Below are 26,255 nucleotides of genomic sequence, written 5' to 3'. Positions count from 1 at the left end.
CCGGAGCGAAGATGAAAATCAGCCAAAGCGCTTTGGAATTCGCCGGAAAGCCGCGCGCCACGGGAACATCTGTGGACATGCCGGCGGGACGGGTTCAGGGTAGCGCCGGCCGGACGGAAGGGAGGTTCCGTCCGCTACCAAATCGGCAGGGAGGAAATCCGATGAGGAAAAGCTTGTTTGTTGGCGTCGCGCTGGCGGCGCTGGCGCTCGGCGGTCCGGCTTCGGCGGAGTTGAAGTTCGCGCCGGGCGAGGATGCGCGCTTCACCTGGTCGAACTACGATGACCTGAAGAAGGTCGATCTCAAGGGCGAGACGCTGTCGATCTTCGGGCCGTGGCGCGGCGAGGACGAAGCGCTGGTGCGCAGCGTGCTCAACTATTTCTCCGAGGCCACGGGCGCGGCCATCAACTATTCCTCGTCCGAGAATTACGAGCAGCAGATCGTCATCGACACGCAGGCCGGCAGCCCGCCCAACATCGCCATCCTGCCGCAGCCCGGCCTGCTGCAGGATCTGGCGTCCAAGGGCCTGCTGGTGCCGCTCGGCGACGACGTCGCCACCTTCGTCAAGGACAATTACGGCGCCGGCCAGTCCTGGGTCGACCTCGGCACCTACAAGGACAAGGACGGCACGGCGAAGTTCTTCGCCTTCCCCTACAAGGCCGACCTGAAGTCGCTCGTCTGGTACGTGCCGGAGAATTTCGAGGAGGCCGGCTACGAGGTGCCCAAGACCTGGGAGGAGCTGCAGGCGCTGACCGACCAGATCGTCGAGGACGGCGGCGTGCCGTGGTGCATCGGGCTGGGCTCCGGCGGCGCCACCGGCTGGCCGGCGACCGACTGGGTCGAGGACATCATGCTGCGCACGGCCTCGCCGGACGTCTATGACAAGTGGACGAGAAACGAGATCCCGTTCAACGATCCGGCCGTGGTCAACGCGCTGCAGATCTTTGCCGACATCGCCACCAACGACAAATATGTCGATGGCGGCAAGGCGGCGGTGGCCGCGACCGACTTCCGCGACAGCCCGAAGGGCCTCTTCGGCATTCCGCCGAAATGCTACATGCACCGCCAGGCCTCCTTCATCTCCTCCTTCTTCCCGGAGGGCACCAAGCTCGGCGAGGATGCGGACTTCTTCTACCTGCCGCCGATGGCCTCCAAGCCGGACCTCGGCAACCCGGTGCTCGGCGCCGGCACGCTGGTCGCCATCACCAAAGATTCCAAGGCGGCGCGCGAGTTCATCAAGTTCCTCGAAATGCCGCTCGCGCATGAGATCTGGATGGCGCAGTCCGGCCTGCTGACGGCGCTGAAGACCGCCAACACCGAGGCTTATGCCAACGACCAGCTGAAGAAGCAGGGCGAAATCCTGGTCAACGCCTCGACCTTCCGCTTCGACGGTTCCGACCTGATGCCCGGCAAGATCGGCGCCGGCGCCTTCTGGACCGGCATGATCGACCTGGTCGGCGGCAAGCCGGCGGCGGATGTGGCGGGCGACATCCAGAAGAGCTGGGACGCGATCAAGTAAGGGCTCTCGGATTGAAGGGGGCAGCTTCGCCCGAGGTGTAAGGCGCTGCCCTTCCGGCATCCTCTCCCCGCAAGCAAGGAGAGGGACGAAGCTGGGCCGGTTTCGCCACCCCGTGACGTTGGAGGTTGGCGAAAGGGCTGATGAGGCGTCCTCTCCCCGCCTGCGGGGAGAGGATGGCGGCAGCCAGGTGAGGGCCGGCGCCAACCAGTATCGGTAGTTCCAGCGTTTGAACGGTCTCTTGAACACGCGAGCAGAGCAAAGACATCGGTCCTCATAGAGGGGAGGAACCCATGGCTGGTCAGATATTCTCGGCCATTCTCGTCATCATCGTCGGCGTTGGCGGCTGCGTCGCCTATTTCTGGGGCGCCAACAAGACGCTCGATCTCATCTTCCCGTCGCGCGGGGTGAGCGGCGGCACTGCGGTCGACAATCTGCGCCGGCAGGCGATGATCCGGCCCTGGCTGTTCATCGGCCCGGCCATGATCATCCTGATCGTCTACCTGATCTATCCGGTCGTGCAGACGCTCTATCTGTCCTTCCACGACCGGGCGGGGGAGAGCTTCGTCGGCCTCGGCAACTATGCCTGGGCTTTCGGTGATCGCGAGTTCCGCAATTCGATCCTCAACAACCTCTTGTGGCTGCTGGTGGTGCCGGCGGCCTGCACCTTCCTCGGCCTGATCATCGCGGTGCTGACCGACCGCATCTGGTGGGGCACCATCGCCAAGAGCCTGATCTTCCTGCCGCTCGCCATCTCCTTCGTCGGCGCCAGCGTCATCTGGAAGTTCATCTACGAGTTCCGTGGCGCGGATCAGGTGCAGATCGGCCTGCTCAACGCCGTCGTGCGGTTCTTCGGCGGCGATCCGCAGGTGTGGATATCGCTGCCCTTCTGGAACAACTTCTTCCTGATGGCCATCCTGATCTGGATTCAGACCGGCTTCGCCATGGTGATCCTGTCGGCGGCATTGCGCGGCATTCCCGACGAGACCATCGAGGCGGCGGTGATCGACGGCGCCTCGCCGTTCCAGATATTCTGGAAGATCATGGTGCCGCAGATCTGGGGCACGATCGCGGTGGTGTGGACCACCATCACCATCCTGGTGCTTAAGGTGTTCGACATCGTGCTGACCATGACCAACGGCCAGTGGAACAGCCAGGTACTGGCCAATCTCATGTTCGACTGGATGTTCCGCGGCGGCGGCGATTTCGGCCGCGGCGCCACCATCGCCATCATCATCATGCTGGCGGTGCTGCCGATCATGGTCTGGAACATCCGCCAGGCCAACAAGGAAACGGGAGGACACTGAGATGGCGAAGGCCAGCGGAAAGTCCTTCATCGGCCGCTTCGGCGTCCATATCGCGGTGCTGTTCTTCGTCGTGCTGTGGACGATCCCGACGCTCGGTATCCTGGTGTCGTCGCTGCGCGACAAGGACCAGATCATCGCCTCGGGATGGTGGAACTCGTTTGCCGGCTCGGTGCAGACGGAGAACGGCCGCCTGCCGCCGGCCTCGGCCCAGCAGGAGAAGGACGGCAAGTTCGTCATCGAGGGCAATCTGTTCGAGCAGCCCGGCGCCCGCGAGATCCGCGCCTTCGGAACGCGCGCCGTGGCTCCGACCGAATTCGAGGCCGGCACCGTCGCGGAGCTGAAGGACGGCGCGACGCTGCAGATCAATGCCGATGGCAGCTTCGTGCTCGCCTCGCCCACCGCCTTCGAGGGCGAGCGCGGCCAGCGCGTCTACTTCGCCGCCTCGGCGCCGGCACGCTTCACCACCGAGAATTACGAGGCGGTGCTGTTTTCGGAAGGCATCGGCCGCTCCTTCATCAACTCGTTGACGGTGACGATCCCGGCCACCGTCATCCCGATCATGATCGCCGCCTTCGCCGCCTATGCGCTCGCCTGGATGCGCTTCCCCGGCCGGGCGCTGATCATCGCCACCATCATCGGCCTGCTGGTGGTGCCGCTGCAGATGGCGCTGATCCCGCTGCTGCAGCTCTACAACGGCGTCGCCCTGTTCTTCGGCGTGCCGTCGAAGACCTATCTCGGCATCTGGCTGGCGCATACGGGCTTCGGCCTGCCCTTCGCCATCTACCTGCTCAGGAGCTACATGGCCGGCCTGCCCCGCGAACTGATGGAATCGGCGCGCATCGACGGCGCCAGCGATTTCGAGATATTCGTCAAGATCGTGCTGCCGCTGTCCTTCCCGGTGCTCGCCTCCTTCGCCATCTTCCAGTTCCTGTGGGTATGGAACGATCTGCTGGTGGCGATGGTTTTCCTCGGCTCGGGCGCCGACCAGCTGGTGCTCACCGGCAAGCTCAATGCGCTGCTCGGCTCACGTGGCGGCGACTGGGAGATCCTCACGACCTCGGCCTTCGTCACCATCATCGTGCCGCTGATCGTGTTCTTCTCGCTGCAGCGCTACTTCGTCCGCGGCCTGCTCGCGGGCTCCGTCAAAGGAGGTTGATCTGATGCAATCGGCGGCACGCAGGATGGCAGTTCCGGAACCGGCGCCCGATCGCGACTGGTGGCGGGGCGCGGTGATCTACCAGATCTATCCGCGCAGCTACCAGGATTCGAACGGCGACGGCATTGGCGACCTCAAGGGTATCATCAAGCGCTTGCCCTACATCGCCGGGCTCGGCGCTGACGCGATCTGGATCTCGCCCTTCTGCAAGTCGCCGATGAAGGACTTCGGCTACGACGTCTCCGACTACCGGGACGTCGACCCGATGTTCGGCACGCTTGCCGATTTCGACGCGCTGGTCGCCGAGGCGCACCGGCTCGGCCTCAAGGTGATGATGGACGAGGTGATCTCGCACACCTCCGACGAACATCCCTGGTTCAAGGAGAGCCGGTCGAGCCGCACCAATCCCAAGGCCGACTGGTATGTCTGGGCCGACGCAAAACCGGACGGCACGCCGCCCACCAACTGGCTGTCGATCTTCGGCGGCTCGGCCTGGCAGTGGGACACCCGCCGCCAGCAGTATTTCCTGCACAACTTCCTGGCCGAGCAGCCGGATCTCAACTTCCACAACCGGGCGGTCCAGGACGAGCTGCTCGACATCACCCGCTTCTGGCTGGAGCGGGGGGTCGACGGGTTCCGCCTCGACACCATCAATTTCTACTTCCACAGCCAGGGGCTGGAGGACAACCCGCCGCTGGCGCCGGAGCTGCGCAACGACCAGACCGCGCCGGCCGTCAACCCCTACAACTACCAGGACCACATCTACGACAAGAGCCGGCCGGAGAATGTCGAGTTCCTGCGCCGCTTCCGCGCCCTGCTCGACGAGTATCCGGCGGCCGCCGCGGTCGGGGAGGTCGGCGATTCGCAGCGCGGCCTGCAGGTGGTGGCCGACTACACCGGCGGCGGCGATCGCGTGCAGATGTGCTACGCCTTCGATTTCCTGGCGCCGGAGAAGATCAGTGCCGCCAAGGTGAAGACCGTGCTGGAGGATTTCGGCCGGGTCGCCACCGACGGCTGGTCCTGCTGGGCGTTCTCCAACCACGACGTGAAGCGCCATGCCTCGCGCTGGGGCGAGGGCGAGGCCGACCGCGCCGCCTATCTCAAGGTGATCTCGGCGCTGCTGATGTCGCTGCGCGGCTCGGTGTGCATCTACCAGGGAGAGGAGCTGGGGCTGACCGAGGCGGATCTTGCCTTCGAGGACCTGCAGGATCCCTACGGCATCCGCTTCTGGCCGGAATTCAAGGGCCGCGACGGCTGCCGCACGCCGATGGTGTGGGAATCGAAGGCCGCCAGTGGCGGGTTCTCGACCGCAAAACCCTGGCTGCCGGTGCCGGCCGAGCATCTTAGGCTCGCCGTCGACAGCCAGGAAGGCGATGCCTCGTCGCTGCTCGAGCACTACCGCCGATTCCTCGCCTTCCGCAAGAACCATGCGGCCTTCGCCAAGGGCGAGATCGCCTTCCTCGCCGCCGAGGGCGACGCGGTCGCCTTCACCCGCCGCTACGGCAACGAGGAGATCGTCTGCGCCTTCAATCTCGGATCGAAGCCGGCGACGATCGAGCTCGGGCAACGCGCGGCGCATGCGCTGACGGGACACGGTTTTTCGGGAACGCTCGACGGCGGCACGATCCGCCTCGGCAGCTATCAAGCATGGTTCGGCCGCATGGCCTGACACGCCGCGACAAAGGGAGGACAACAATGGCCGATCTCACCCTCAGGAACGTCAAGAAGGCGTATGGCAGCCTGTACACGCTGCACGGCATCGACCTCGACATCCAGTCGGGCGAGTTCATCGTCTTCGTCGGGCCTTCGGGCTGCGGAAAATCGACGCTGCTGCGCACCATCGCCGGTCTGGAGGAGATCACGTCCGGTGAACTGCAGATCGCCGGCGAGGTGGTCAACGACGTGCCGCCGTCCAAGCGCGGCATCGCCATGGTGTTCCAGTCCTATGCGCTCTATCCGCATATGACGGTCTACGACAACATGGCCTTCTCCATGCGCATCGCCCGCGAGAGCAAGGAGGAGATCGACAAGCGCGTGAAGAACGCCGCCGAGATCCTGCAGCTGACCAAGCTGCTAGACCGCCTGCCCAAGGCGATGTCGGGCGGCCAGCGCCAGCGCGTCGCCATCGGCCGCGCCATCGTGCGCAATCCGAAGGTGTTTTTGTTCGACGAGCCGCTATCGAACCTCGACGCCGCACTGCGTGTCGCCACCCGCATCGAGATCGCCAAGCTCAAGGAATCGATGCCCAACACCACCATGATCTACGTCACCCACGACCAGGTCGAGGCGATGACGCTGGCCGACCGTATCGTCGTGCTCAAGGACGGCCGCATCGAGCAGGTCGGCACGCCAATGGAGCTCTACAAGCATCCAGGCAATCTGTTCGTCGCCCAGTTCATCGGCTCGCCGGCCATGAACATCCTGCCGGGCACGATCGACAGGCCGGGCATGCGGACCGAGGTCGACGTGTCCGGCCGCAAGATCGCGGTGCCGGTCTCCACGTCGGGTGCCTCCGCCGGCAGCGCCATCAGCTTCGGCGTGCGGCCGGAAGATCTCTCCGTCGCGACCGGCGACAACGTCCTGTTCGAGGGTGCGGTCGACTATGTCGAGCAGCTCGGCGAGGTGCAGCTGGTCTATGTAGACGTCGGCCGCTCGAACCAGCCGGTCGTGGCGAAGCTGCCGGGCAACGCCGGCATCCAGCGCGGCTCGACGATCCGGCTTGCCGCCGATCCGGGCGACCTGCATATCTTCGACGACAACGGCCTTTCGTTCGCGCGACCGCGCGAGGAGGCGAAGGCAGCCTGACCCCTCCTCCCGTCTGGCGCCTTTGTGCGGCGGGCTCCCGAGAGGGGGCCCGCCTGCTTTATGCGGCGCTCGCCTCGGCCTGCGTGGCGGAGGCGGAGATCCCGTCGACCAGGAAGACCTCGGTGGCACCGCCCCGTCCACGCAGCTTGTGCCTGCCGGCGGGGACCATCTCGAAACGTTCGTCGAGGCGGGCGGCGGTTTCCGCGGAAATGAGGATGGCGGTGGCGGTGGCGGGAGCGAGCGTCTTGCCCAGCTCCTGCAGCCTCTGGCTGACATTCACCGTGTCGCCGACGATCGTGTAGTTGACGCGGTCGGACGCGCCGATGTTGCCGACGATGACAGGCCCGCTGTGGATGCCGATGCGCACCCGGAGCGTCGGCCGGCCGGCATCGGCGGCGGCCAGGTTGTCGGCGTCCAGCTCCTCGCGGATCCTGACGGCCGCGCGAACCGCGGCGGCGGCATGGCCCTTCAGATGATCCGGCGCGCCGAAGAAGGCCATCATGCCGTCGCCGAGGAACTTGTCGACCGTGCCGCCCTCGGCATCGACCACGCGGCACAGGATGGCGAAGTGATGGTTGAGCAGCCGCGCGGCGTCGGCCGCTCCCATCTGCTCCGACAGGGCGGTGAAGCCGGATATGTCGGTGAACATGACGGTGACGATCGCCTCGCGCGATTCGGCGACGCCGATCTCGCCGGTGCGCACCAGCTTTGCGACCAGCGAGCGCGGGATATAGGTCGAAAAGGCGCGCAGCCCGATCAGCATGGCGTTGAAGGCGGAAGCCTGGTCGTCGAGTTCGAGCACGCGGCTGCGCGGCAGCGGGGTCACGCCGTCGAGCTCGAAATCGGCGACGCGCTGCGCCTGGCCGGCGATCGCCTGAACCGGCCTGGAGAGGCGCTTGCCGAGCAGGATGGCGACGATCACCGCGGCGACCATGGCCGCGAGGCCGAGCAGGGCCGATGCTATGATGCGCTCGATCTCGTCGCCGATGTCGGCGCTGGCGAAATAGGCGCCGATCGTCCACGGCCGGTCGCCATAACCGGCGATCTTGCGGGTGATGGTGATATAGGTCGTCTGATCGTCCCCCCAGTCCGACGAGCGGCCTGCGTCGCCGACATTGACCTCGGCCAGCTCGACGTCGCGGGTGCGCCTGGCGTCGAACTGATCCTCCACCTTGCGCGTGTTATAGGCGGCGAGCACCGGATCGCCGAAGGCGGCAAGCGGCGTGAGCGGCGCGATGCCGCTCTTCAGCGCATCGGGATCGGCAAGGCGCTGGTCGGCAAGCACGCGGTCGTCGCCGTCGAGGATGAAGGCGTGGGTGCCGAAGCGCGTCGAGAGCTGCCGCGTGATCTCGGACAGCTTGTGCAGTTCCACCGCGGCGATCGCCCAGCCTTGCGTCGCCCCGCCCCGCTTCAGCGGGACCGAGACCTGAGCGAACAGGCCGTGCTCGTTGGTCACGAACGCCCCCCACCGGCGGCCGTCGACCCGGCGCCGCTGTTCCAGGACCGCCATGGTCTGCGGCAGCTTCTCCGCCTCGACCGGCAGCCGGCGAATCGCGTGGGAGCCCTCGTCCCGGGACCGCGCGACGCCGCGGCAGGCCATGTCGGGCGTGCAGATGAGCATGGCGGTGGCTTCGCTCGTCGCCGAAAGAGCTCCGGCCAGTGCCGACGACATGGCGTCGGCGTCGTCGATCTGGAATTCGCCCTGCGCATACAGCCCGGCGATGCCGTCGACCGCGCGCTCGGCCTGCTGCATCTGCGCACGCAGCGAATCCTCCATCGCGTCGACCAGCAGCGTCGACTGCGCGCCCAGCAGATCGAAGGTGTTGCGGAAGTTGGCGCCTACGGACAGCGCCAGCACGCCGCCGACCGACAGCAAAACCAGCGTTCCGAAGCTGAGCGCCATGATGACGGCGATCGGAACGCGCCGCCGCTTCTCGACGGGGCGCGGCAGGCGCGCCGGCTCTCTCGACGAATCCATGCCCGTCAATGTGGCCAACGGCCGGTAAAATGCAAGCGGGGCGCGTCGCCGCTCAGGCGGCGGGAGGCTCGGCGGCAAGCCGCCGCTCGGCGCGGGCGATGCGCAGGCGCGACCACAGGAACGCCGCCACGAAGCCGATGGACATCAACAGCACGATGGTGGGCGCCGGCGCGGAGTTGAGGAAGAAGCTGAGATAGACGCCGAAGAACGAGGCCACTACCCCGACCGCCACCGACACGGCCAGCATGCGCTCGAAGCGGGTCGTCAGCAGGAAGGCGATGGCGCCCGGTGCGATCAGCATGGCGATGGCGAGGATGATGCCGACCGCCTTGAGCGCACCCACGATGGTGAGCGACAGCACCGACAGCAGCCCGTAGTGGAGCAGCCGCACCGGCAGGCCGATGGCGCGCGCATGCTGCGGGTCGAACGCGTTGAGCAGAAGATCGCGGCGGAATACCAGCACCAGCCCGGCCGACACCGCGGCGATCACGCCGCTTTCCAGCACGTCGCCCCAGGACACGCCGAGCATGTCGCCGAACAGGATGTGGTCGAGATGCACGGACGACTGGATCTTGGTGTAGAGCACGATGCCCAGCCCGAACATGCCGGAGAACACGATGCCCATGACCGTGTCCTCCTTGACCCGGCTGTTCTCCTTGAGGAAGCCGGTGGCGAGCGCGCAGACCATGCCGGCGGCGAAAGCGCCGATGGCGAGCGGGATACCGGCGATGTAGGCGAGCACCACGCCGGGCAGTACGGCGTGGCTGATGGCATCGCCCATCAGCGACCAGCCCTTGAGCACGAGGAAGCAGGACAGCAGCGCCATGGGTATCGCGACCAGCAGGGCGATGATGAAAGCCTGCTGCATGAAGCCGAAGGCGAAAGGCTGGAGGAGGAGATCGGTCATGCCGCGTCCTCCCGCAGCGCTTCCCGTGCCCGCCGGCGGGCCGCCAGCATGCCGTGCTTGGGTGCGAGGAAGAAGGCGGCGAGGAAGATCAGCGTCTGCGCCACCACGATGATGCCGCCGGTGGCGCCGTCGAGGAAATAGCTGGCATAGGCGCCGAAGAAGCTGGTGCCGGCGCCGATGGCGACGCTGAGCGCGATGAGCCGCGGAAAGCGGTCGGTCAAGAGATAGGCGGTGGCGCCGGGCGTCACCACCATGGCGATCACCAGGAAGGCGCCGACCGTCTGCAGGGCGGCGACCGTGCAGGCCGACAGCAGCGTGAAGAACACGATCTTCAGCAGGTCGGGGTTGAGACCGACCGAGCGCGCATGGTTCTCGTCGAAGAAAACGACCATGAGATCCTTCCATTTGGCGAGCAGCACGGCGAGCGAGATGCCGCCGATCAGCACGAGCTGCAGCGTGTCGGCCGGCGTCACGGCGAGGATGTTGCCGAGCACGATGGTCTGGATGTTCACCGAGGTCGGCGACAGCGACACCATGAACAGGCCGAGGCCGAAGAAGGAGGTGAAGATCAGGCCGATGATGGCGTCTTCCTTGAGCTTTGTGCGCTGGTTGAGGAAGAGCATCGCCCCCGCCGCAAGGCCGCCCGACAGGAAGGCGCCGAGCGAGAACGGCAGGCCGAGCATGTAGGCGCCGGCCACTCCCGGCACGATCGAATGCGAGAGCGCGTCGCCGATCAGCGACCAGCCCTTCAGCATCAGATAGGCGGAGAGGAAGGCGCAGACGCCGCCGACCAGAGCCGACACCCACATGGCGTTGACCATGTAGCCATAGCCGAACGGCTCCAGGAGCGTGGCGATCACCGGCCGGACTCCCCGGCGTCCGGCTCGTCACGCGGATCGGCGCCGCGGTCGTAGATGACGAAGGGGCGCTCGTCGTCGGTGAGCACGGTGACCGTGCGCGGGTCGGCGTCGTCATGCAGCTCGGCGCCGCCCAGCGTGAACTGCCGCAGCACGCCGCCGAAGGCCTTTTCGAGGTTGGCGTGGGTGAACACCTCCGCGGTCGGCCCGTAGCAGAGCACGGTACCGTTGATCAGCACGGCGCGGTCGCAGAAGCGCGGCACGCTGCCGAGATTGTGGGTAGAGACCAGCATCACCCGGCCCTCGTCGCGAAGCGACTGCAGGAGCGCGATGATCGCCTCCTCGGTGCGCACGTCGACGCCGGTGAACGGCTCGTCGAGCAGGATGATCTTTCCGTCCTGCGCCAGGGCGCGGGCGAGGAAGACGCGCTTCTTCTGGCCGCCGGACAGCTCACCGATCTGCCGCTTGCGGAAATCCGCCATGCCGACGCGCTTCAGGGCGGCGTCCACTGCCTCATGGTCGGCGGGGCGCGGCATGCGCAGGAAATTCATATGGCCGTAGCGGCCCATCATGATGACGTCCTCGACAAGAACCGGGAAGTTCCAGTCGACGTCCTCGCTCTGCGGCACATAGGCCACGGCGTTCTTGCGCAATGCCTCGGCCGCCGGCTCGCCGAGGATCGTCACCCGCCCCGCCGCCAGCGGGACGAAACCCATGATCGACTTGAACAGCGTCGACTTGCCGCTGCCGTTGATGCCGACCATGGCTGTGATGGTCCCGCGCGGTATCGCGAAACTCGCATTGCGTACGGCGGTGTGGCCGTTGCGGTAGGTGACCGTGACGTTCTCGACCGAAAGCCCGTCGGCGTCGATGGCTGGCGCGCGTCGCGCGCTGGCTAGGGGAGCATTCATTGCGACAGCGCTTTGGCGATGGTTTCCGTGGTGACGCGCATCATGTCGAGATAGGTCGGCACGGGCCCGTCGGCCTCGCTCAGGGAATCGACATAGAGCACGCCGCCATATTTTGCGCCAGTCTCGCGCGCCACCTGCTCGGCCGGATCGGGGGACACCGTGCTTTCGGAGAACACCGCCGGGATGTGGTTTGCCCGGACCGCGTCGATCACCTTGCGCACCTGCTGCGGCGTGCCCTGCTGGTCGGCGTTGATCGGCCAGAGATAGAGCTCCTTCAGGCCGAAATCGCGCGCCAGGTAGGAGAAGGCGCCTTCGCTGGTGACCAGCCAGCGACGTTCCCCGGGCACGGCGGCGAGGACCGTGCGGGCCGGCTCGACCGTCGCCCTGATCTTATCGACATAGGCCTTGGCGTTCGCCGCATAGACGTCGGCGTTCTCCGGATCGCGCTCGGCGAAGGCCTTGCGGATGTTCTCGACATAGATCACCGCGCCTTCCGGCGACATCCAGGCATGCGGGTTGGGCTTGCCGGTGTAGGGCCCCTCCGCAATGCTCATCGGCTCGATGCCCTCGGTCAGCACCGCGCTCGGCACGTCATCCAGATTGCCGAAGAATTTTTCGAACCAGAGCTCGAGGTTGAGACCGTTCCACAGGATGAGGTCGGCCTTCTGCGCGGCGATCAGATCGCCCGGCGTCGGCTGGTAGTTGTGGATCTCCGCGCCCGGCTTGGTGATCGAGACGACGTCGGCGGCATCCCCCGCGACGTTGCGTGCGATGTCGGCGATGACGGTGAACGTAGTGGCCACCAGCATCTTCTCGCCGCGGCTCTCCGCCTTGCCCTCGTCGGCTGGGGAGCAGGCGGCGAGCGCCGGCAAGGCGAGGAAAGCGGCAAGCAGCGTACGGCGGCGCATGGAATCTCCTTCGGTGACGCGGCCTGTGCCGCCCTTCATCGATAGCTAGCCACGCTCGCCGCCATTGTCAATGCAATTGCAAATCGTTTGCAAAACGCAGGATGCGAAAGCGGGCGGGCGGCATTGCAGCGACATGCCAAGCTTGACAATCCCGAGCCGCTTTCGTCTTCTTACGATGCGCTGCGGCAGGGCGCATCGGCTTCAGCCGGCTGGGCAATGCCCGCCTCCGAGTGACCGGAGGATTTCATGCCGAATCTCGAGAATCTCAGAAAACAGGCCAAGCAGTATGTGCGCTGGCACCGCGAGCGCTATTTTCCCGTCGCGGCGGCGATCAGCCATTGGCTGCCGCGTTTCGCCGGGCTGGGCGACCGCGCGGTGCTCGATGCCGAGTTCAAGCTCGCCGACGCGCAGGAACTGGTGGCGCGCAAGCAAGGCTTCGAGAGCTGGGCCGCACTGAAAGAAGGAGCCGCCATCACGGACGCGCGGGCAATGGAGCCCGGGTCGCGGCCGCTGCTGCTGGCTGCCGAGCCGCAGCTTTTCACGTCGGATATGGAAGCTGCCATCGGCTTCTACGTCCAGAAACTCGGCTTCGAGGTCGCTTTCTCCTACGGCAACCCGCCCTTCTATGCGCAGGTGTCCCGCGATGGGGTGCGGCTCAACCTGCGGCGTGTTCGAGGGCGGGTGTTCGACGAGAGCCTTCGCGACCGCGAGGCCGACGCCCTGTCCGCGACCATCGCGGTGGATGACGCCAAGGCGCTGTTCCTCGAATACCAGGACGCCGGCGTCCGCCTCCACCAGGCGCTCCGGAAGGAGCCGTGGGGAGCTTCGACGTTCATCGTCGCCGACCTGGACGGAAACCTCGTCTGCTTCGCGGGGTAGCGCGGCGCAGCACCCTGTTCGCCGCTTGCGAAAATCGCCCATGGCGACGCCGGCGACCTGTGGCTTTCGGACCGTTTTCTTTGCAACTGGCTGTCATCTGGCGCATAGTCGCGGCATGGTGAAGCACAAGACGATCAGGCCCGACTACGAGAAGGCGCTGCGCAAGGCTGGCGTGCGGATCACACGGCCGCGCAAGGTGATTCTCGGCATCCTGTCGGCGACGGACGACCACCCCGACGCGCTGGAGATTTTTCGGCGCTCCGTCGCGATCGACCCGGGCATCTCGCTGTCGACGGTCTACCGGACGATGAAGCTGCTGGAGGAGATGGGGGCGATCCATCGCCACGCCTTCGAGGGCGGCCCGTCCCGTTTCGAGCGGGCCGGCGGCGAGCACCACGACCACCTCATCGACATCGAGACCGGCGACGTCATCGAGTTCACGTCCGACCGCATCGAGCAATTGCAGGACGAGATCGCCAAGAAGCTCGGCTACGACGTCGTCCATCATCGCTTCGAGCTGTACGGCCGCAAGCGGCGGGCGTGACGCGGCCGACATCTGCGAACCGCCGACTCAGCGACTCGACCCGCCGCTGAAGGCCATGCGGAGCCCGAGCAGGATGACGAAACCGCCGGCGATCCGCTGCTGCCACAGTCCCACGCGGGGCCGCCGCATGATCCATGTGCCGAGCGTGCCGGCGGCAATTGCGTAGCTTCCAAGAACCAGCAGGCCGGTGACCTTCTGGGTGACGCCGAGCAGCAGCAATTGCAGCGTGACGGAGCCGCGGGCGGGATCGACGAACTGGGGGAGAAAGGCGATCATGAAGGTGATCGGCCACGGGTTCACCAGATTGGCGATCATGCCTTCACGGGCGGCGGCAAGCGGCTTTGCGACAGGGCGTGCCGGCGCTGCGTCCGGAGGCGGCGACAGCAGCAGCCTCGTGCCGAGCCAGACGAGATAGAGCGCTCCGGCCGATTGCAGCAGGCCCAGCATCCATGGATACGCCCGCACCAGCGACGCCACGCCGAGCGCGACAAGCGGCAACTGGACCACGCCGGCGCCCACGGTCATCCCGAGCACCGTGAACAAGGCGATCCTGCGTCCCTGCCCGATGCCCCGCGCCATGACCAGCATGCTGTCAGGACCGGGCGGCAATTGCAGCAGAATGACGGTTCCGCAAAACGCCGCCCACAAAGCCGGATTCATGGAACGCTCCTTTCGGAACAGCGCTCCAGGTGACGGTGCGCCCGGATACGTCAGGTAGAATTCGGGCCTGACATGTCAACGCGGGGCGCCGCCGCTCGCCTCGAATACGTTCGCCGGTTGACGAAGCCGCCGCCCGGCGCCAAAAAAGCGCCGCGGCGAGAGGCCGATGGATGAAGCAGCGGGAAAGACGATGGAAAAAGCCGAAATCGGCCTGATCGGCCTTGGCGTGATGGGATCGAACCTGGCGCTGAACATCGCCGAGAAAGGCCACCGCATCGCCGTCTTCAACCGCACGACCGCGCGCACCCATGAATTCGCCGCCGAGGCCGGCCCGCTGTCGGACATGATCGTGCCCTGCGACAGCATCGAGGCGCTGGCCGAGGCGATCCAGCCGCCGCGCCCGGTGATCATCATGACGCAGGCCGGCAAGCCGGTCGACGAGCAGATCGCGCTGCTGCGCGGCGTCCTGTCGAAGGACGACATCGTCATCGACGCCGGCAACGCCAATTTCCACGATACCATGCGCCGCTTCCACGAACTGGAGGGCACCGGCCTGACCTTCATCGGCATGGGCGTCTCCGGCGGCGAGGAGGGCGCACGCCACGGCCCATCGATCATGGTCGGCGGCACCGAGGACTCCTACAAGCGCATCGAGAAGGTGCTGCTCGACATCTCGGCGAAGTATCAGGACGAGCCCTGCGCCGCCTGGCTCGGTCCGAACGGCGCCGGGCATTTCGTCAAGACCGTCCATAACGGCATCGAATATGCCGACATGCAGATGATCGCCGAGATCTACGGCGTGCTGCGCGACGGCCTCGGCATGGCTCCGAAGGAGATCGGCAAGATTTTTGCCGGATGGAATGAGGGCCGGCTGAACTCCTACCTGATCGAGATCACCGCGGCGGTGCTCGCCGCCGACGACGAGAAGACCGGCAAGCCGATCGTCGAGGTGATCCTCGACCGCGCCGGCCAGAAGGGCACCGGAAAATGGTCGGTGATCGAGGCGCAGACGCTCGGCGTGCCGGCCACCGCCATCGAGGCGGCGGTGGCGGCGCGTGTGCTCTCCTCGCTGAAGGACGAGCGGCTGGCGGCGGAGGACGTCTACGGCGCCCGGCCGGCCGGGGGGTTCGGCGGCGACCGGGAGAAACTGCTCGCCGACCTGGAGCTGGCGCTGTTTGCCGGCAAGATCGCCGCCTATGCGCAGGGTTTTGCCGTCATGGACGCTGCCTCGCGCGAATTCTCCTGGAACATCCCGCTGCCGATGGTGGCAAAGATCTGGCGGGCCGGCTGCATCATCCGCTCGCAGTTCCTGGGCACGCTGGCCGAGGCGTTTTCGGCCGGCAAGGTCGCCAACCTGCTGATGGCGCCGGCCTTCGTGACGATGATGCGGGAGGCGCATCCCGCGCTGCGCCGCATCGTCGCCCAGGCGGCGGAAGCCGGCCTGCCGGTCCCGGCCCTGTCGTCCGCGCTTGCCTATTTCGACAGCTACCGGCAGGGCCGCGGCACCTCCAACCTGATCCAGGCGCAGCGCGACTTCTTCGGCGCGCACGGCTTCGAGCGGATCGACGAGCCCGGCGCGCATCACGGCCCGTGGGGGCTGTGAAGCCTTTCTCGTTCCAGGCTCGATATACGGCACCCAGCCCTGGGGAGGCGGGCGGCATGCATCGGAACCGGAAATTCCCTGGTACGGTCCGCGGCGATGGCGCTGCTTCAGCGGGAGGCACCCGCGATCCGCTCGTAGATCGGCCGGGACACGGTCATGCCGTCGCGCTCCGCGGCCTGCCGCGCCCGCGCCTTGGCCGGACCGGGGATGTGGACGCCGTAGTCGGCGGATAGACGGTCGAGCTGCGCGTCAAGCCGCCGGGAAAAATCCGGATCGAGCAAGGCCGGAGCGATCGCCAGCACGAACAAGCCGCTTCCGGGATTTTCGCTGCCCTCCGAGATCGAGTGCGCATCGAGCGACCAGTTTGCACCCGACAGGCCGGCAGCCAGCACCTCCACCATCAGCGCGATGTTGGCGCCGCGCGCCCCGCCGAAGGCGAGCAGCGCGCCCTTCATCGCCTCGTTCGGGTCGGTCGTCGGACTGCCCTCGGCGTCCACGGCCCAGCCCTCCGGGATCGGGCGTCCGTCGCGCGCGGCCTGGCGGATGTTGACGAAGGCGGTGGCGCTGGAGGACTGGTCGATCAGCAGCGGCGGGCCGTCCTCGACCGGTGCGGCGAAGGCCAGCGGATTGGTGCAATAGACCGGCTTCGTGCCGCCGGAGCCGGCGATCAGCGCCGGGCCGTTGGTAGCGGCAAGGCCGACGAGGCCGGCTTCCGCCAGACGCGCCGCGAACTGGCCGAGCGCGCCGCAGGTGTAGGCGTTTTTCTGCACGAACAGTGCCAGCCCGAAATTGCGGGCGGTGGCGACGAGATCGTCGAAGGCGCGGTGGAAGCCGGTGTGGGCGGCGCCCTTGCCAGCGTCGCAGAGGATGAGGGCCGGGGCCGGCCGGGTGATCACTGGCTCCGCCTGGCCATTTATGCGGCCGTCGCGCAGCGAATCGAGATAGTCGACGTAATGCGCAAGGCCGACGGACGCTTGCCCCTCCGCCTCGGCGCGCACCGCCGCCTCGGCGATCGAGCGGGCCGTCTCCGCACTGGCGCCGAGGCGCATGGCCGCAGCCTCGCAGAGCGAGAGGGCGTCCTCGAGGGCGAGCAGCACGGTGTCGCTCATTGCATTGTCATCCCGGGCGCGTGGGTATCCGCGCCTCCAGCTTTCGAAACAGGAAGACCAGAACAGCCGTGATCGCCATATAGACCAACGCCAGCAGGAGCAGCGGTTCGTAAGTGATGAAGGTCTCCTGCCGCACGCGCGAGGATACGGAGAAGATGTCGACCATGGTGATGGTCGCGACCAGCGGCGTGGCCTTGAGTTGCAGCACGGTTTCGCCCGCCAGCGTCGGCAGCGCGCGATAGGTTGCCTGCGGCAGCCAGATGCGGCGCAGAATCTTCCAGCGGCTCATGCCGAAGGCGCGCGCCGCCTCGAGCTGTCCACGCGGCACGCCGGCGAAGGCGCCGCGCATCACCTCGCCCTCGTAGCCGGCATAGGACAGCGTGAGAGCGAGAACGCCGTATGGCCATGCCTGGCGCAGATACGGCCAGAGGAAGGATTCGCGGATCCAGGGAAATTGCGGGAACAGCGCACCGAGGCCGAAATAAAGCAGCCAGAGCTGCAGCAGCAACGGCGTGCCGCGGATGATCGTGCAGAAGGTTCTTGCCGGCACCGCCAGCCAGATCGGGCCGGTGACCTGCACCAGCCCCAGCGGCACCGCGAGCATGAAGCCGAGAACGACGCTGACGACCAGCAGCCAGATCGTGCGCCATATGCCCTGGACGGCGAGCCAGGCATAGTTCGGTATCCAGTCCCAGCGCATGAAGACGGCCGCGCAGACGACGATCGCCAGGGCGATGGCGATCAGCACGATGCGGTGCGGCTGCAGCCAGCCGAGCACCCGCTGGCGGGTGGTGACGTTGACGACGAGCGCGCTCACCGGCCGCTCCCCGCGAAGGACGGCATGCCGCGGCGCGTCCGGCGTTCGGCGCGGGCGAGGATGACCTGGGAAAGCAGGGTCACGACCAGGTAGATGCCGCCGGCGGCCAGGAAGAAGGTGAAATAGGCTTTCGTGGCGCCCGCCGCCTGGCGCGTCGCCTGGGTCAGCTCGCCGAAGCCGACGACGGCGAGCAGAGCCGTGTCCTTGGTGGCGATCAGCCAGAGATTGGCGAGGCCCGGAATGGCGAAGGGCACCATGGCAGGCAGGGTGATGCGCCTCATCAGCGTCCAGGGCGACATGCCGTAGGCGCGCCCGGCCTCGATCTGGCCCTGCGGGATGGCAAGGATGGCGCCGCGCAGCACCTCGGTCGAATAGGCTCCCTGCACGATGGCGAGCACGCCGATGCCGGCGGCCAGGCCGCTTATGTCGACCGGCGGATAGCCAAGCATGTCCATCAGCCGGTTGATCAGATCGGTGCCAGCGTAATAGAGCAGCAGGATCAGCACCAGTTCCGGCACGGCGCGCACCAGCGTGGTGTAGACCTCGAGCAGGTCGCGCGTGACCGGGCCGCCATAAAGCTTGCCGAAGGCGCCGGCGATGCCGATCAGCAGGCCGATGCCGAAGGCGCCTGCGGCGATGATCAGCGAGTTGACGAGGCCGCGCAGCAGCACCGCGCCCCAGCCGGGCGGACTGTACGACAGCAGCTCGAGGGAACTCGCTCCGAAAAGGTGCAGCAGGTCTATGGGCCCGTCCCCCGCATGACTGTCGAAAAACGGCGAGCCGGCCCGCCGCCCAGGCACTCCGCCCTGCCCATAAGGGATGGGCAGGGCGGAGTTCGATCAGTTCGTCTGGCCTTCGGCGCCGTAGACGTCGAAGTCGAAATACTTCTTGGTGATCTCGGCATATTTGCCGTTGTCGCGGATCGCCTTGATGCCGGCGTTGAGCTTGTCCTTGAGTGCGGCATCGTCCTTGCGCACGCCGGCGCCGACGCCGGGGCCGAGCACCTCGTCATCCGGGGCGACATAGCCCTTCATGTCGCAGCAGGCCTTGCCGGCATCCGACTTGAGAAACGCGTCGAGGGCGATCGAATCCGCCTGGGTCGCGTCGATGCGGCCGGCGGTGAGATCCTGGTTGGCCTCGTCCTGGGTCTGGTATTCCTTGATCTCGGCGGCCTCGGTGAAGTGCTTCTTGGCGTAGGCGGCGTGAACGGTGGACACCTGCACGCCGATGATCTTGTCCTTGAGACCTTCCGGCGTCGCATCGAACTTCGCGTCCTTCGAGCCGATGACGGCCGTCGGCGTGTTGTAGTACTTGTCCGAGAAGTCGATCGTCTTCTTGCGCTCGTCGGTGATCGACATCGAGTTCATGATCGCGTCGATCTTCTTGGTGCCGAGCGCCGGGATGAGGCCGTCCCACGGGATCGGCGTCAGCACGCAGTCGAGCTTCTGCTCGGCGCAGATGGCGTTGATGATCTCGACCTCCCAGCCGCCCCAGCTGCCGGAGGCATCCTGCGACCAGAACGGCGGATAGGCTTCGGGCGAGAAGCCGATCTTGACCTGCTCGGCCTGGGCGACGCCCGCGCCGAGCGCGAGGCCGACAGTCACGGCAAGACCTGCCAACAGTTTCTTCATGACGATATCTCCCATTCTTGTTTTCTCCGACCCCCTTCTCCGCGGCTCAATGGATGTTGCGGAGAAACTGCTTCAGGCGCTCGGACTTCGGCGCGCCGAAAATCTGCTCGGGCGGACCTTCCTCCTCGACCAGCCCGTTATAGAGATAGACCACGTGGGTCGCCACGCGACGCGCGAACTTCATCTCGTGGGTGACCAGCACCATGGTGCGGCCCTCCTGCGCCAGGTCGGCGATGACCTTCAGGACCTCGCCGACGAGCTCGGGATCGAGCGCCGAGGTCGGCTCGTCGAACAGCATGACGCGCGGCTGGATGGCGAGCGCGCGGGCGATGGCGCCACGCTGCTGCTGGCCACCCGACATGAAGGCCGGATAGACGTCGCGTTTGTCCGCCAGGCCGACGCGGTCCAGCAGCTTTTCGGCAACCGCGACCGCTTCGTCGCGCCCGACGCCGAGAACGTGGATCGGCACTTCGATCACGTTCTCCAGCAGGGTCATATGGCTCCACAGGTTGAAGCTCTGGAACACCATGCCGAGGCGCGAGCGGATTCTTTCGATCTGCCGCCGGTCAGCGGGCACCGAGCCGCCATGGCCGTCGGGCTTCAGCCTGATCTCCTCGCCGTTGACGCGGATCAGGCCGCTGCTCGGATTCTCCAGGCAGTTGATGCATCTGAGCAGCGTCGACTTGCCCGAGCCGCTGCCGCCGATGATGGCGACCACCTCGCCGTCGCGCGCCGACAGCGAGACGCCCTTCAGCACGTGAAGGTTGCCAAAGCTCTTGTGCAGGTTCTCGATGTGGATGGCTTCGGCGGCAGCCTTGCCGCCGGTTTCGATCGACGCGTCGCTCTTCGTCGCGGTCATGAACGACCGCCCCCATACGCTACCATCAAACGCCGGTGCACTTTTACGCAACCTCGGCCTTGTTCCCCGCCGCAGAATGGACTTTCCGCATCGTCTGCGTCAACCCGCCATCGCCGAGCGGTGAACCGGCGTGTTCGAGCCTCGCCACGCTGCCTTGCGGCCCTGGCCACTGAAGAAGTCGGGAAGACGGGCGGCCGCAGGATCGCTCATCTGAATTTTATATGCGACCTTTCGGCCGCCCGTCCGGTGCTTCTTCGCCGCTTCATTTCCGGGTCATGGGATCGTACTCACTACTCCGACTTGAGTGTCGCCGGCGATATCCCGCTCATGACGGCTCCTGAGGCCATACCGGAGCCCCGTCCCGCTCATTCGTCGGGATCGTTAGAAACTCTGAAGCAGCGCCGGCTCTCGCGGCCACGTTAGCCGCTACCTTCCGGACACCGATCCCTCCCCGCAAACCACCGTCATGATCGGCGTTCCCGCAGAAGGGACTGGGTGAAACCATAAAGGAGGCGGAGGGGATGGGGATAAAGTGGAGCGGGATTTTCGTGACGAAGGCGATAATCCATTGGAAAGTCAGGGCAATATATCTGACTGCGCGATTTTTCATCCCCCTCGGTGGAGTGCGCCTGGACGGCCATCGAGCAAGTGCCAGGCGCCGTCGCGGTTCCAGCCGCAACGCCGGGCGCCCCGCGGTCAACAGGGTTGCATATGCGGAAAAACCGCCCCGTCTGGCCGATTTCGCCCTGGGAGCGCATGGTCAGGCTCCATCTTGCAATCGCGGATGCCGCGAACGCCAAGGCGAATGCCGGTGCTGGCCCTTGCGGCCCGTGTTCGCGCGTGGATACTGGCCGGCAAGGACAGAACCGGAGGGACCGCGTGGATACTGCAGTGGCGACGGCCTTCGGATCGCAGTCGATGGCGGCGCCACTCAGACGGGTGCTGATGCGCCGCGCCGCTTCGGCCATGCGCGGCGCCGACGCGAAACGCTGGCACTACGGGCCTGGCTTCGACGCCGGCCGGGCGGCGGCGCAGCATGAGGCGCTGGCGGAGCTGGTGGCGGCGTCGGGCGCCGAGATCACGTGGCTCGACGACAAGGAGGACGGGCTGGCCGATTCCGTCTTCACCCATGATCCGTCGCTGGTGACCGACCATGGCGCCGTCATCCTGTCGATGGGCAAGGTTTTGCGCGAGCCGGAACCGGCGCTGCATGAAGCCGCCTATCGCCGCCTCGGCATTCCCATCCTCGGCAGGATCGAGGCCCCCGGCCAGGTCGAGGGCGGCGACTGCGTCTGGGTCGACCGCACCACGCTCGCCATCGGCCGCGGCGTACGCAGCAACCAGGCCGGCATCCAGCAGATGGCCAATCTGCTGACGCCGCACGGCATCTCCGTCTACGGCTTCGATCTGCCGCTGTGGCACGGCGAAGAAGCCTGCCTGCACCTGATGTCGGTGATCAGCCCGCTCGCCGACGATCTGGCGCTGGTCCATGCGCCGCTGCTGCCGGCGCCCTTCTACCAGATGCTGAAAACCAAGGGCATCCGGCTGGTCGAAGGCGACGCCGACGAGTTTTCTGCTTCCAACGGGCTCAGCCTCAACGTGCTGCCGACCGCCCCCTACGAGGTGATCGCCGTGGCAGGATTTCCGAAGACGGCGGCGGCGATGGAGGCGGCGGGATGCACGGTGAAAACCTTCGCGGCGGATGCGTTGTGCATCGCCTGCGAAGGCGGGCCGACCTGCCTGACGCGGCCGGTGCTGAGGGGATGAGCGCGCTGCGCCAGCTATCCCTCCCCCTTGAGGGGAGGGTGGCCGCGAAGCGGCCGGGTGGGGTCGCCGAGGCAGTGCTCTACGTTCTTTCCGCGTCGAGGCAGTTGAGGTTACCCCACCCGCCTCGCTTCGCTCGGCACCCTCCCCTCAAGGGGGAGGGAAGCTAATGACCACCGTCGGCGAAGCTCTCATCAGCCTGCTCGAACGCCATGGCGTCGACACCGTATTCGGCATTCCCGGCGTGCACACGGTCGAGCTCTATCGCGGGCTGGCCGGCTCGAAGATCCGCCACGTCACGCCGCGCCACGAGCAGGGCGCCGGCTTCATGGCCGACGGCTACGCGCGCGCCTGCGGCAGGCCGGGCGTCGCCTTCGTCATCACCGGCCCCGGGCTGACCAACGCCCTCACCGCCATGGCGCAGGCACGCGCCGACTCGATCCCGATGCTGGTGATCTCGGGCGTGAACGCCTCGAAGACGCTCGGCAAGGGTCTTGGCTACCTGCACGAGCTGCCCGACCAGCGCGGGCTGGCCGCGAAGGTGGCGCTGTCGTCGACCCGGGTGGAGGACGCCGCCGGCCTGCAGCCGGCGATCGACCGCGCCTTCGCGCAGTTCAGGACCGGCCGGCCGGGGCCCGTGCATGTCGAGATTCCGCTGGACGTGATGGGCAGGCCCGCCGTGCCCCTCAAACCCATAGAGACGGCCGAGCCGCCCCTGCCGGACCATGCGGCGGTCGTTGCCGCGGCGCGCCTGCTGACGCAGGCGGCGCGGCCGACGATTCTTGCCGGCGGCGGCGCCCGGCATGCCGAGGCACAGCTTGTCGCCATGGCCGGACGCCTGGACGCGCCGGTGGTGCTGACGGTGAATGCGCGCGGCCTCCTGCATGGCCATCCGCTGGCGGTGCCCGCCAGCCCCAGCCTGAAGCCGGTGCGCGACCTGATCGACGGCGCCGATCTGGTGCTGGCGATGGGCACCGAATTCGGGCCGACGGACTACGACATGTACGCCGACGGCGGCTTTTCCTTGCCGGCTAATCTTGTCCGGGTCGACATCGACGCCGAGCAGTTGGACCGGCATCCGGCTGACGTCAAGCTGGAGGCCGACAGCGCCGCCGGGCTGGAGGCGATCCTCACGGCCCTTTCGGACCGCGCCCGTCCCTCCGGCACGTCGAACGGAGGCGACCGCGCCGAAAAATGCCGCCGCGCCGCGCGCGCCGAACTGGCGCAGCTGGGGCCGGGGCTGCCGGCGCAACTGGAGGCGGTGGAGGCCATCCGCGACGCGCTGCCGGGCGCGCTGATCGTCGGCGATTCGACGCAGCCGGTCTATGCCGGCAACCTCTATTACGACCACGACCGGCCGGGCGGCTGGTTCAACGCCGGGACCGGCTATGGCGCGCTGGGCTACGGACCGCCGGCGGCGATCGGCGCGGCGCTCGCCCGCCCGGACCTGCCGGTGGTGTGCCTCAGCGGCGACGGCGGTTTCCAGTTCACGCTGCCGGAGGTCGCCGAGGCGGTCGAAAGCAGGGCGGGCGTCGTCTTCGTCATCTGGAACAATCGCGGCTATCGCGAGATCGAGGTGTCGATGCGCGACGCCGGCGTCGAGCCGGTCGGCGTGTCGCCGGCACCGCCGGATTTCGAGAAGATCGCGGCGGCCTATCGCCTGCCCTATGCAAGGGTGACGAACGCTGCCGATCTCGCCTCGGCGCTTCGCGCGGCGTCCCCGCTGCCCGCGATGATCGAATATTTCGTGCCCTGACCGCCTGCGAGGACGCCCCTTGCACGTAACAAGCCCGCCGGGTCGCCCCGGCGGGCTGGCACTGGATCGGAATGGGCTTCAGTGTCTGGAGAGCCAGCCGTCGATGTCGCGTTCGACATCGTCCTGCGCCTTGCCGTAGCGCTCCTGAAGCCGGCCGGCCAGCTGCTTGCGGTTGCCCTTGATCACGTCGAGGTCGTCATTGGTGAGCTTGCCCCACTGCTCCTGCAGCTTGCCCTTGAACTGCTCCCAATTGCCTTCAACCTGATTCCAATTCATGTCGCATCTCCTGGTTGTTCTTCCAGCGCTTGCCGCGCCGGTCGGACGATCAACGAACCAGGCGGAGGGAGGTTCCCGGCGATCCCGGTAACGAAAAATCCCGCCGGATCGCTCCGGCGGGGCCTTTTTTCGCTTGATGCCGCGGCCGGACCGGCCGCGATGCATTAGAGCAGGATGAGTTGGACGGAGTTCTTCATCCTGCTCCAACTCCTTGTCCTACCGCATGATCTTGTCCGAAAAGTCTGCAACTTTTCGGGATCATGCTCTAGTTGCCGCGGTTCTTGAGCGCGGCGCCCAGGATGTCGCCGAGCGAGGCGCCGGAGTCGGTCGAGCCGTACTGGGCGACCGCCTCCTTCTCCTCGGCGATCTCCAGCGCCTTGATCGAGACCTGAACCTTGCGGGTCTTCTTGTCCCAGGCGATGACGCGGGCGTCGAGCTTCTGGCCGACCGAGAAGCGCTCGGGGCGCTGCTCGTCGCGGTCGCGCGACAGGTCGGCGCGGCGGATGAAGCTGTCCAGGCCGCTCTCGACCAGGCGAACCTCGAGACCGCCATCCTTGACGCCGGTGACCTCGCAGGTGACGACCGCGTTCTTGCGCTGGTCACCGGCCGCCTCGCCGGCATTGGAGGCGCTGCGCTGCAGCTGCTTGATGCCCAGCGAGATGCGCTCCTTGTCGATGTCGACGTCGAGCACCTGCGCCTTCACCATCTGGCCGCGCTGGTACTCCTCGATGACCTGCTCGCCCGGACGGGACCAGTCGAGGTCGGAGAGGTGGACCATGCCGTCGACATCGCCGTCGAGGCCGATGAACAGGCCGAACTCGGTCTTGTTCTTGACCTCGCCCTCGACCTCGGAGCCGACCGGATGGTTGCGGGCGAAGGCCTGCCACGGATTCTCCAGCGTCTGCTTGAGGCCGAGCGAGATGCGGCGCTTGGCCGGATCGACCTCGAGCACCACAACGTCGACCTGCTGCGAGGTCGACAGGATCTTGCCCGGATGCACGTTCTTCTTCGTCCACGACATTTCCGAGACGTGGATGAGGCCCTCGATGCCCGGCTCCAGCTCGACGAACGCGCCGTAGTCGGTGATGTTGGTGACCGTGCCGGTGATCTTCTTGCCGATCGGGAACTTGGTGCCGATGTCGGACCACGGATCGCTCTCGAGCTGCTTCATGCCGAGCGAGATGCGGTGCGTCTCCTGGTTGATGCGGATGATCTGCACCTTGACCGTCTGGCCGATGTTGAGGATCTCGGTCGGATGGTTGACGCGGCGCCATGCCATGTCGGTGACGTGCAGCAGGCCGTCGATGCCGCCGAGGTCGACGAACGCACCGTAGTCGGTGATGTTCTTGACGACGCCCTCGACCACCTGGCCCTCTTCGAGGTTCTGCACGATCTCCGAGCGCTGCTCGGCGCGGCTCTCCTCGAGCACGGTGCGGCGCGACACGACGATGTTGCCGCGGCGGCGATCCATCTTGAGGATCTCGAAGGGCTGCGGGTTGTGCATCAGCGGGGTGACGTCGCGGATCGGACGGATGTCGACCTGCGAACGCGGCAGGAAGGCCACGGCGCCGTCGAGATCGACGGTGAAGCCGCCCTTGACCTGGTTGAAGATGACGCCTTCGACGCGCTCGCCCTTGTTGAACTTCTCTTCGAGCTTGACCCAGCTCTCTTCGCGGCGGGCCTTGTCGCGCGACAGCATGGCTTCGCCCAGCGCGTTCTCGATGCGCTCGACATAGACCTCGACGCGGTCGCCGACCTTCATCTGGCCGTCCTTGGCCTTGGCGCCGAATTCCTTCAACGGCACGCGGCCCTCGACCTTCAGGCCGACGTCGATGATGGCCATGTCCTTTTCGATGGCCGTGATGACGCCGCGGACGACCTGGCCTTCACCGGAATGGCCGCTGGAAAACGACTCGTCGAGAAGGGCGGCGAAATCGTCGCGGGTGGGATTGGATTGGGACATTGTTTCTCCTGGATGGCCTCGCGTCTGTCGCGAGGCGGCGCCGTCGGTTGG

At 66.7% G+C, this 26,255-nt stretch carries 23 protein-coding genes; 10 read left to right on the top strand and 13 right to left on the bottom strand.

Annotated features, from left to right (window positions below; genetic code table 11):
* Nucleotides 1–161: 161 nt before the first annotated feature.
* The 5 genes from AC5JDC_RS06380 to AC5JDC_RS06360 all read left to right on the top strand — a co-directional run bounded on the left by AC5JDC_RS06380 (nucleotide 162) and on the right by AC5JDC_RS06360 (nucleotide 6,782).
* Nucleotides 162–1,517, top strand: coding sequence for an ABC transporter substrate-binding protein (locus AC5JDC_RS06380; protein ID WP_495840132.1), 1,356 nt, complete (start codon nucleotides 162–164; stop codon nucleotides 1,515–1,517).
* A gap of 290 nt (nucleotides 1,518–1,807) precedes the next feature.
* Nucleotides 1,808–2,821 carry a carbohydrate ABC transporter permease gene (locus AC5JDC_RS06375; protein WP_495840130.1) on the top strand — a complete coding sequence of 338 codons (1,014 nt, stop codon included), beginning with the start codon at nucleotides 1,808–1,810 and terminating at the stop codon, nucleotides 2,819–2,821.
* Between the two features lies 1 nt (nucleotide 2,822).
* Entirely contained in the window at nucleotides 2,823–3,977 is a 1,155-nt protein-coding gene (locus AC5JDC_RS06370) for a carbohydrate ABC transporter permease (protein ID WP_495840128.1), read from the top strand.
* A gap of 4 nt (nucleotides 3,978–3,981) precedes the next feature.
* On the top strand, nucleotides 3,982–5,646 hold the full coding sequence (gene bglA, locus AC5JDC_RS06365) for a beta-galactosidase BglA (protein ID WP_106774070.1): 1,665 nt from the start codon (nucleotides 3,982–3,984) through the stop codon (nucleotides 5,644–5,646).
* A 26-nt stretch (nucleotides 5,647–5,672) separates the two neighbouring features.
* Nucleotides 5,673–6,782 (top strand): ABC transporter ATP-binding protein, encoded by a 1,110-nt coding sequence (locus tag AC5JDC_RS06360; protein ID WP_106774071.1) that lies wholly within the window; start codon nucleotides 5,673–5,675, stop codon nucleotides 6,780–6,782.
* A gap of 58 nt (nucleotides 6,783–6,840) precedes the next feature.
* Here the strand turns inward: AC5JDC_RS06360 and AC5JDC_RS06355 are convergent, their stop codons facing one another.
* From AC5JDC_RS06355 to AC5JDC_RS06335, 5 genes are read right to left on the bottom strand one after another with little or no spacing between them, the layout of a single operon-like run.
* Nucleotides 6,841–8,760, bottom strand: a complete 1,920-nt coding sequence (locus tag AC5JDC_RS06355; RefSeq protein ID WP_495840125.1) for an adenylate/guanylate cyclase domain-containing protein — start codon at nucleotides 8,758–8,760, stop codon at nucleotides 6,841–6,843.
* A gap of 52 nt (nucleotides 8,761–8,812) precedes the next feature.
* Complete coding sequence (locus AC5JDC_RS06350; RefSeq protein WP_495840123.1) at nucleotides 8,813–9,667, bottom strand: metal ABC transporter permease; 855 nt, start codon at nucleotides 9,665–9,667, stop codon at nucleotides 8,813–8,815.
* Nucleotides 9,664–10,527, bottom strand: a complete 864-nt coding sequence (locus AC5JDC_RS06345; protein WP_495840121.1) for a metal ABC transporter permease — start codon at nucleotides 10,525–10,527, stop codon at nucleotides 9,664–9,666. Before AC5JDC_RS06345 ends, AC5JDC_RS06350 begins: the two co-directional genes overlap by 4 nt.
* Nucleotides 10,524–11,435, bottom strand: coding sequence for a manganese/iron ABC transporter ATP-binding protein (locus tag AC5JDC_RS06340; RefSeq protein WP_495840119.1), 912 nt, complete (start codon nucleotides 11,433–11,435; stop codon nucleotides 10,524–10,526). The genes AC5JDC_RS06345 and AC5JDC_RS06340 overlap by 4 nt, the downstream gene beginning before the upstream one ends.
* Nucleotides 11,432–12,343: a metal ABC transporter substrate-binding protein gene (locus AC5JDC_RS06335; RefSeq protein ID WP_495840117.1), complete on the bottom strand. Its 912-nt coding sequence runs from the start codon at nucleotides 12,341–12,343 to the stop codon at nucleotides 11,432–11,434. Before AC5JDC_RS06335 ends, AC5JDC_RS06340 begins: the two co-directional genes overlap by 4 nt.
* A gap of 246 nt (nucleotides 12,344–12,589) precedes the next feature.
* Between AC5JDC_RS06335 and AC5JDC_RS06330 the strand changes: the two genes are divergently transcribed.
* Both AC5JDC_RS06330 and AC5JDC_RS06325 read left to right on the top strand, forming a co-directional pair.
* On the top strand, nucleotides 12,590–13,222 hold the full coding sequence (locus AC5JDC_RS06330; protein WP_495840115.1) for a bleomycin resistance protein: 633 nt from the start codon (nucleotides 12,590–12,592) through the stop codon (nucleotides 13,220–13,222).
* Nucleotides 13,223–13,337: 115 nt separating this feature from the next.
* Nucleotides 13,338–13,766 (top strand): Fur family transcriptional regulator, encoded by a 429-nt coding sequence (locus AC5JDC_RS06325; RefSeq protein ID WP_495840113.1) that lies wholly within the window; start codon nucleotides 13,338–13,340, stop codon nucleotides 13,764–13,766.
* Nucleotides 13,767–13,793: 27 nt separating this feature from the next.
* Here the strand turns inward: AC5JDC_RS06325 and AC5JDC_RS06320 are convergent, their stop codons facing one another.
* Entirely contained in the window at nucleotides 13,794–14,426 is a 633-nt protein-coding gene (locus tag AC5JDC_RS06320; protein WP_495840111.1) for a LysE family translocator, read from the bottom strand.
* A 190-nt stretch (nucleotides 14,427–14,616) separates the two neighbouring features.
* On the opposite strand from AC5JDC_RS06320, the gene gnd reads away from it, so the two are divergent.
* Nucleotides 14,617–16,029, top strand: a complete 1,413-nt coding sequence (gene gnd, locus AC5JDC_RS06315; RefSeq protein ID WP_495840109.1) for an NADP-dependent phosphogluconate dehydrogenase — start codon at nucleotides 14,617–14,619, stop codon at nucleotides 16,027–16,029.
* Between the two features lie 107 nt (nucleotides 16,030–16,136).
* On the opposite strand, the gene AC5JDC_RS06310 is transcribed toward gnd, so the two are convergent.
* The 5 genes from AC5JDC_RS06310 to AC5JDC_RS06290 all read right to left on the bottom strand — a co-directional run bounded on the left by AC5JDC_RS06310 (nucleotide 16,137) and on the right by AC5JDC_RS06290 (nucleotide 20,445).
* On the bottom strand, nucleotides 16,137–17,138 hold the full coding sequence (locus tag AC5JDC_RS06310; RefSeq protein WP_495840107.1) for an Ldh family oxidoreductase: 1,002 nt from the start codon (nucleotides 17,136–17,138) through the stop codon (nucleotides 16,137–16,139).
* A gap of 7 nt (nucleotides 17,139–17,145) precedes the next feature.
* On the bottom strand, nucleotides 17,146–17,955 hold the full coding sequence (locus tag AC5JDC_RS06305; RefSeq protein ID WP_495840105.1) for an ABC transporter permease: 810 nt from the start codon (nucleotides 17,953–17,955) through the stop codon (nucleotides 17,146–17,148).
* A complete protein-coding gene (locus AC5JDC_RS06300; RefSeq protein WP_495840236.1) occupies nucleotides 17,952–18,692 on the bottom strand; it encodes an ABC transporter permease in 741 nt (246 codons plus the stop codon). The genes AC5JDC_RS06305 and AC5JDC_RS06300 overlap by 4 nt, the downstream gene beginning before the upstream one ends.
* A 102-nt stretch (nucleotides 18,693–18,794) precedes the next feature.
* Nucleotides 18,795–19,586, bottom strand: a complete 792-nt coding sequence (locus tag AC5JDC_RS06295; protein ID WP_495840103.1) for a transporter substrate-binding domain-containing protein — start codon at nucleotides 19,584–19,586, stop codon at nucleotides 18,795–18,797.
* A gap of 46 nt (nucleotides 19,587–19,632) precedes the next feature.
* Nucleotides 19,633–20,445, bottom strand: a complete 813-nt coding sequence (locus AC5JDC_RS06290; protein ID WP_495840101.1) for an ABC transporter ATP-binding protein — start codon at nucleotides 20,443–20,445, stop codon at nucleotides 19,633–19,635.
* A 918-nt stretch (nucleotides 20,446–21,363) separates the two neighbouring features.
* Between AC5JDC_RS06290 and AC5JDC_RS06285 the strand changes: the two genes are divergently transcribed.
* Both AC5JDC_RS06285 and AC5JDC_RS06280 read left to right on the top strand, forming a co-directional pair.
* On the top strand, nucleotides 21,364–22,212 hold the full coding sequence (locus AC5JDC_RS06285; RefSeq protein ID WP_495840234.1) for a dimethylarginine dimethylaminohydrolase family protein: 849 nt from the start codon (nucleotides 21,364–21,366) through the stop codon (nucleotides 22,210–22,212).
* 166 nt (nucleotides 22,213–22,378) lie between these two features.
* Nucleotides 22,379–23,965, top strand: coding sequence for a 5-guanidino-2-oxopentanoate decarboxylase (locus tag AC5JDC_RS06280; RefSeq protein WP_495840099.1), 1,587 nt, complete (start codon nucleotides 22,379–22,381; stop codon nucleotides 23,963–23,965).
* 78 nt (nucleotides 23,966–24,043) lie between these two features.
* On the opposite strand, the gene AC5JDC_RS06275 is transcribed toward AC5JDC_RS06280, so the two are convergent.
* Nucleotides 24,044–24,241, bottom strand: coding sequence for a CsbD family protein (locus AC5JDC_RS06275; protein ID WP_106774085.1), 198 nt, complete (start codon nucleotides 24,239–24,241; stop codon nucleotides 24,044–24,046).
* A gap of 265 nt (nucleotides 24,242–24,506) precedes the next feature.
* Complete coding sequence (gene rpsA, locus AC5JDC_RS06270) at nucleotides 24,507–26,204, bottom strand: 30S ribosomal protein S1 (RefSeq protein ID WP_495840096.1); 1,698 nt, start codon at nucleotides 26,202–26,204, stop codon at nucleotides 24,507–24,509.
* Nucleotides 26,205–26,255 lie beyond the last annotated feature (51 nt).

Source organism: Kumtagia sp., assembly GCF_059502445.1.
This window is presented reverse-complemented; position numbering and strand designations above follow the sequence as displayed.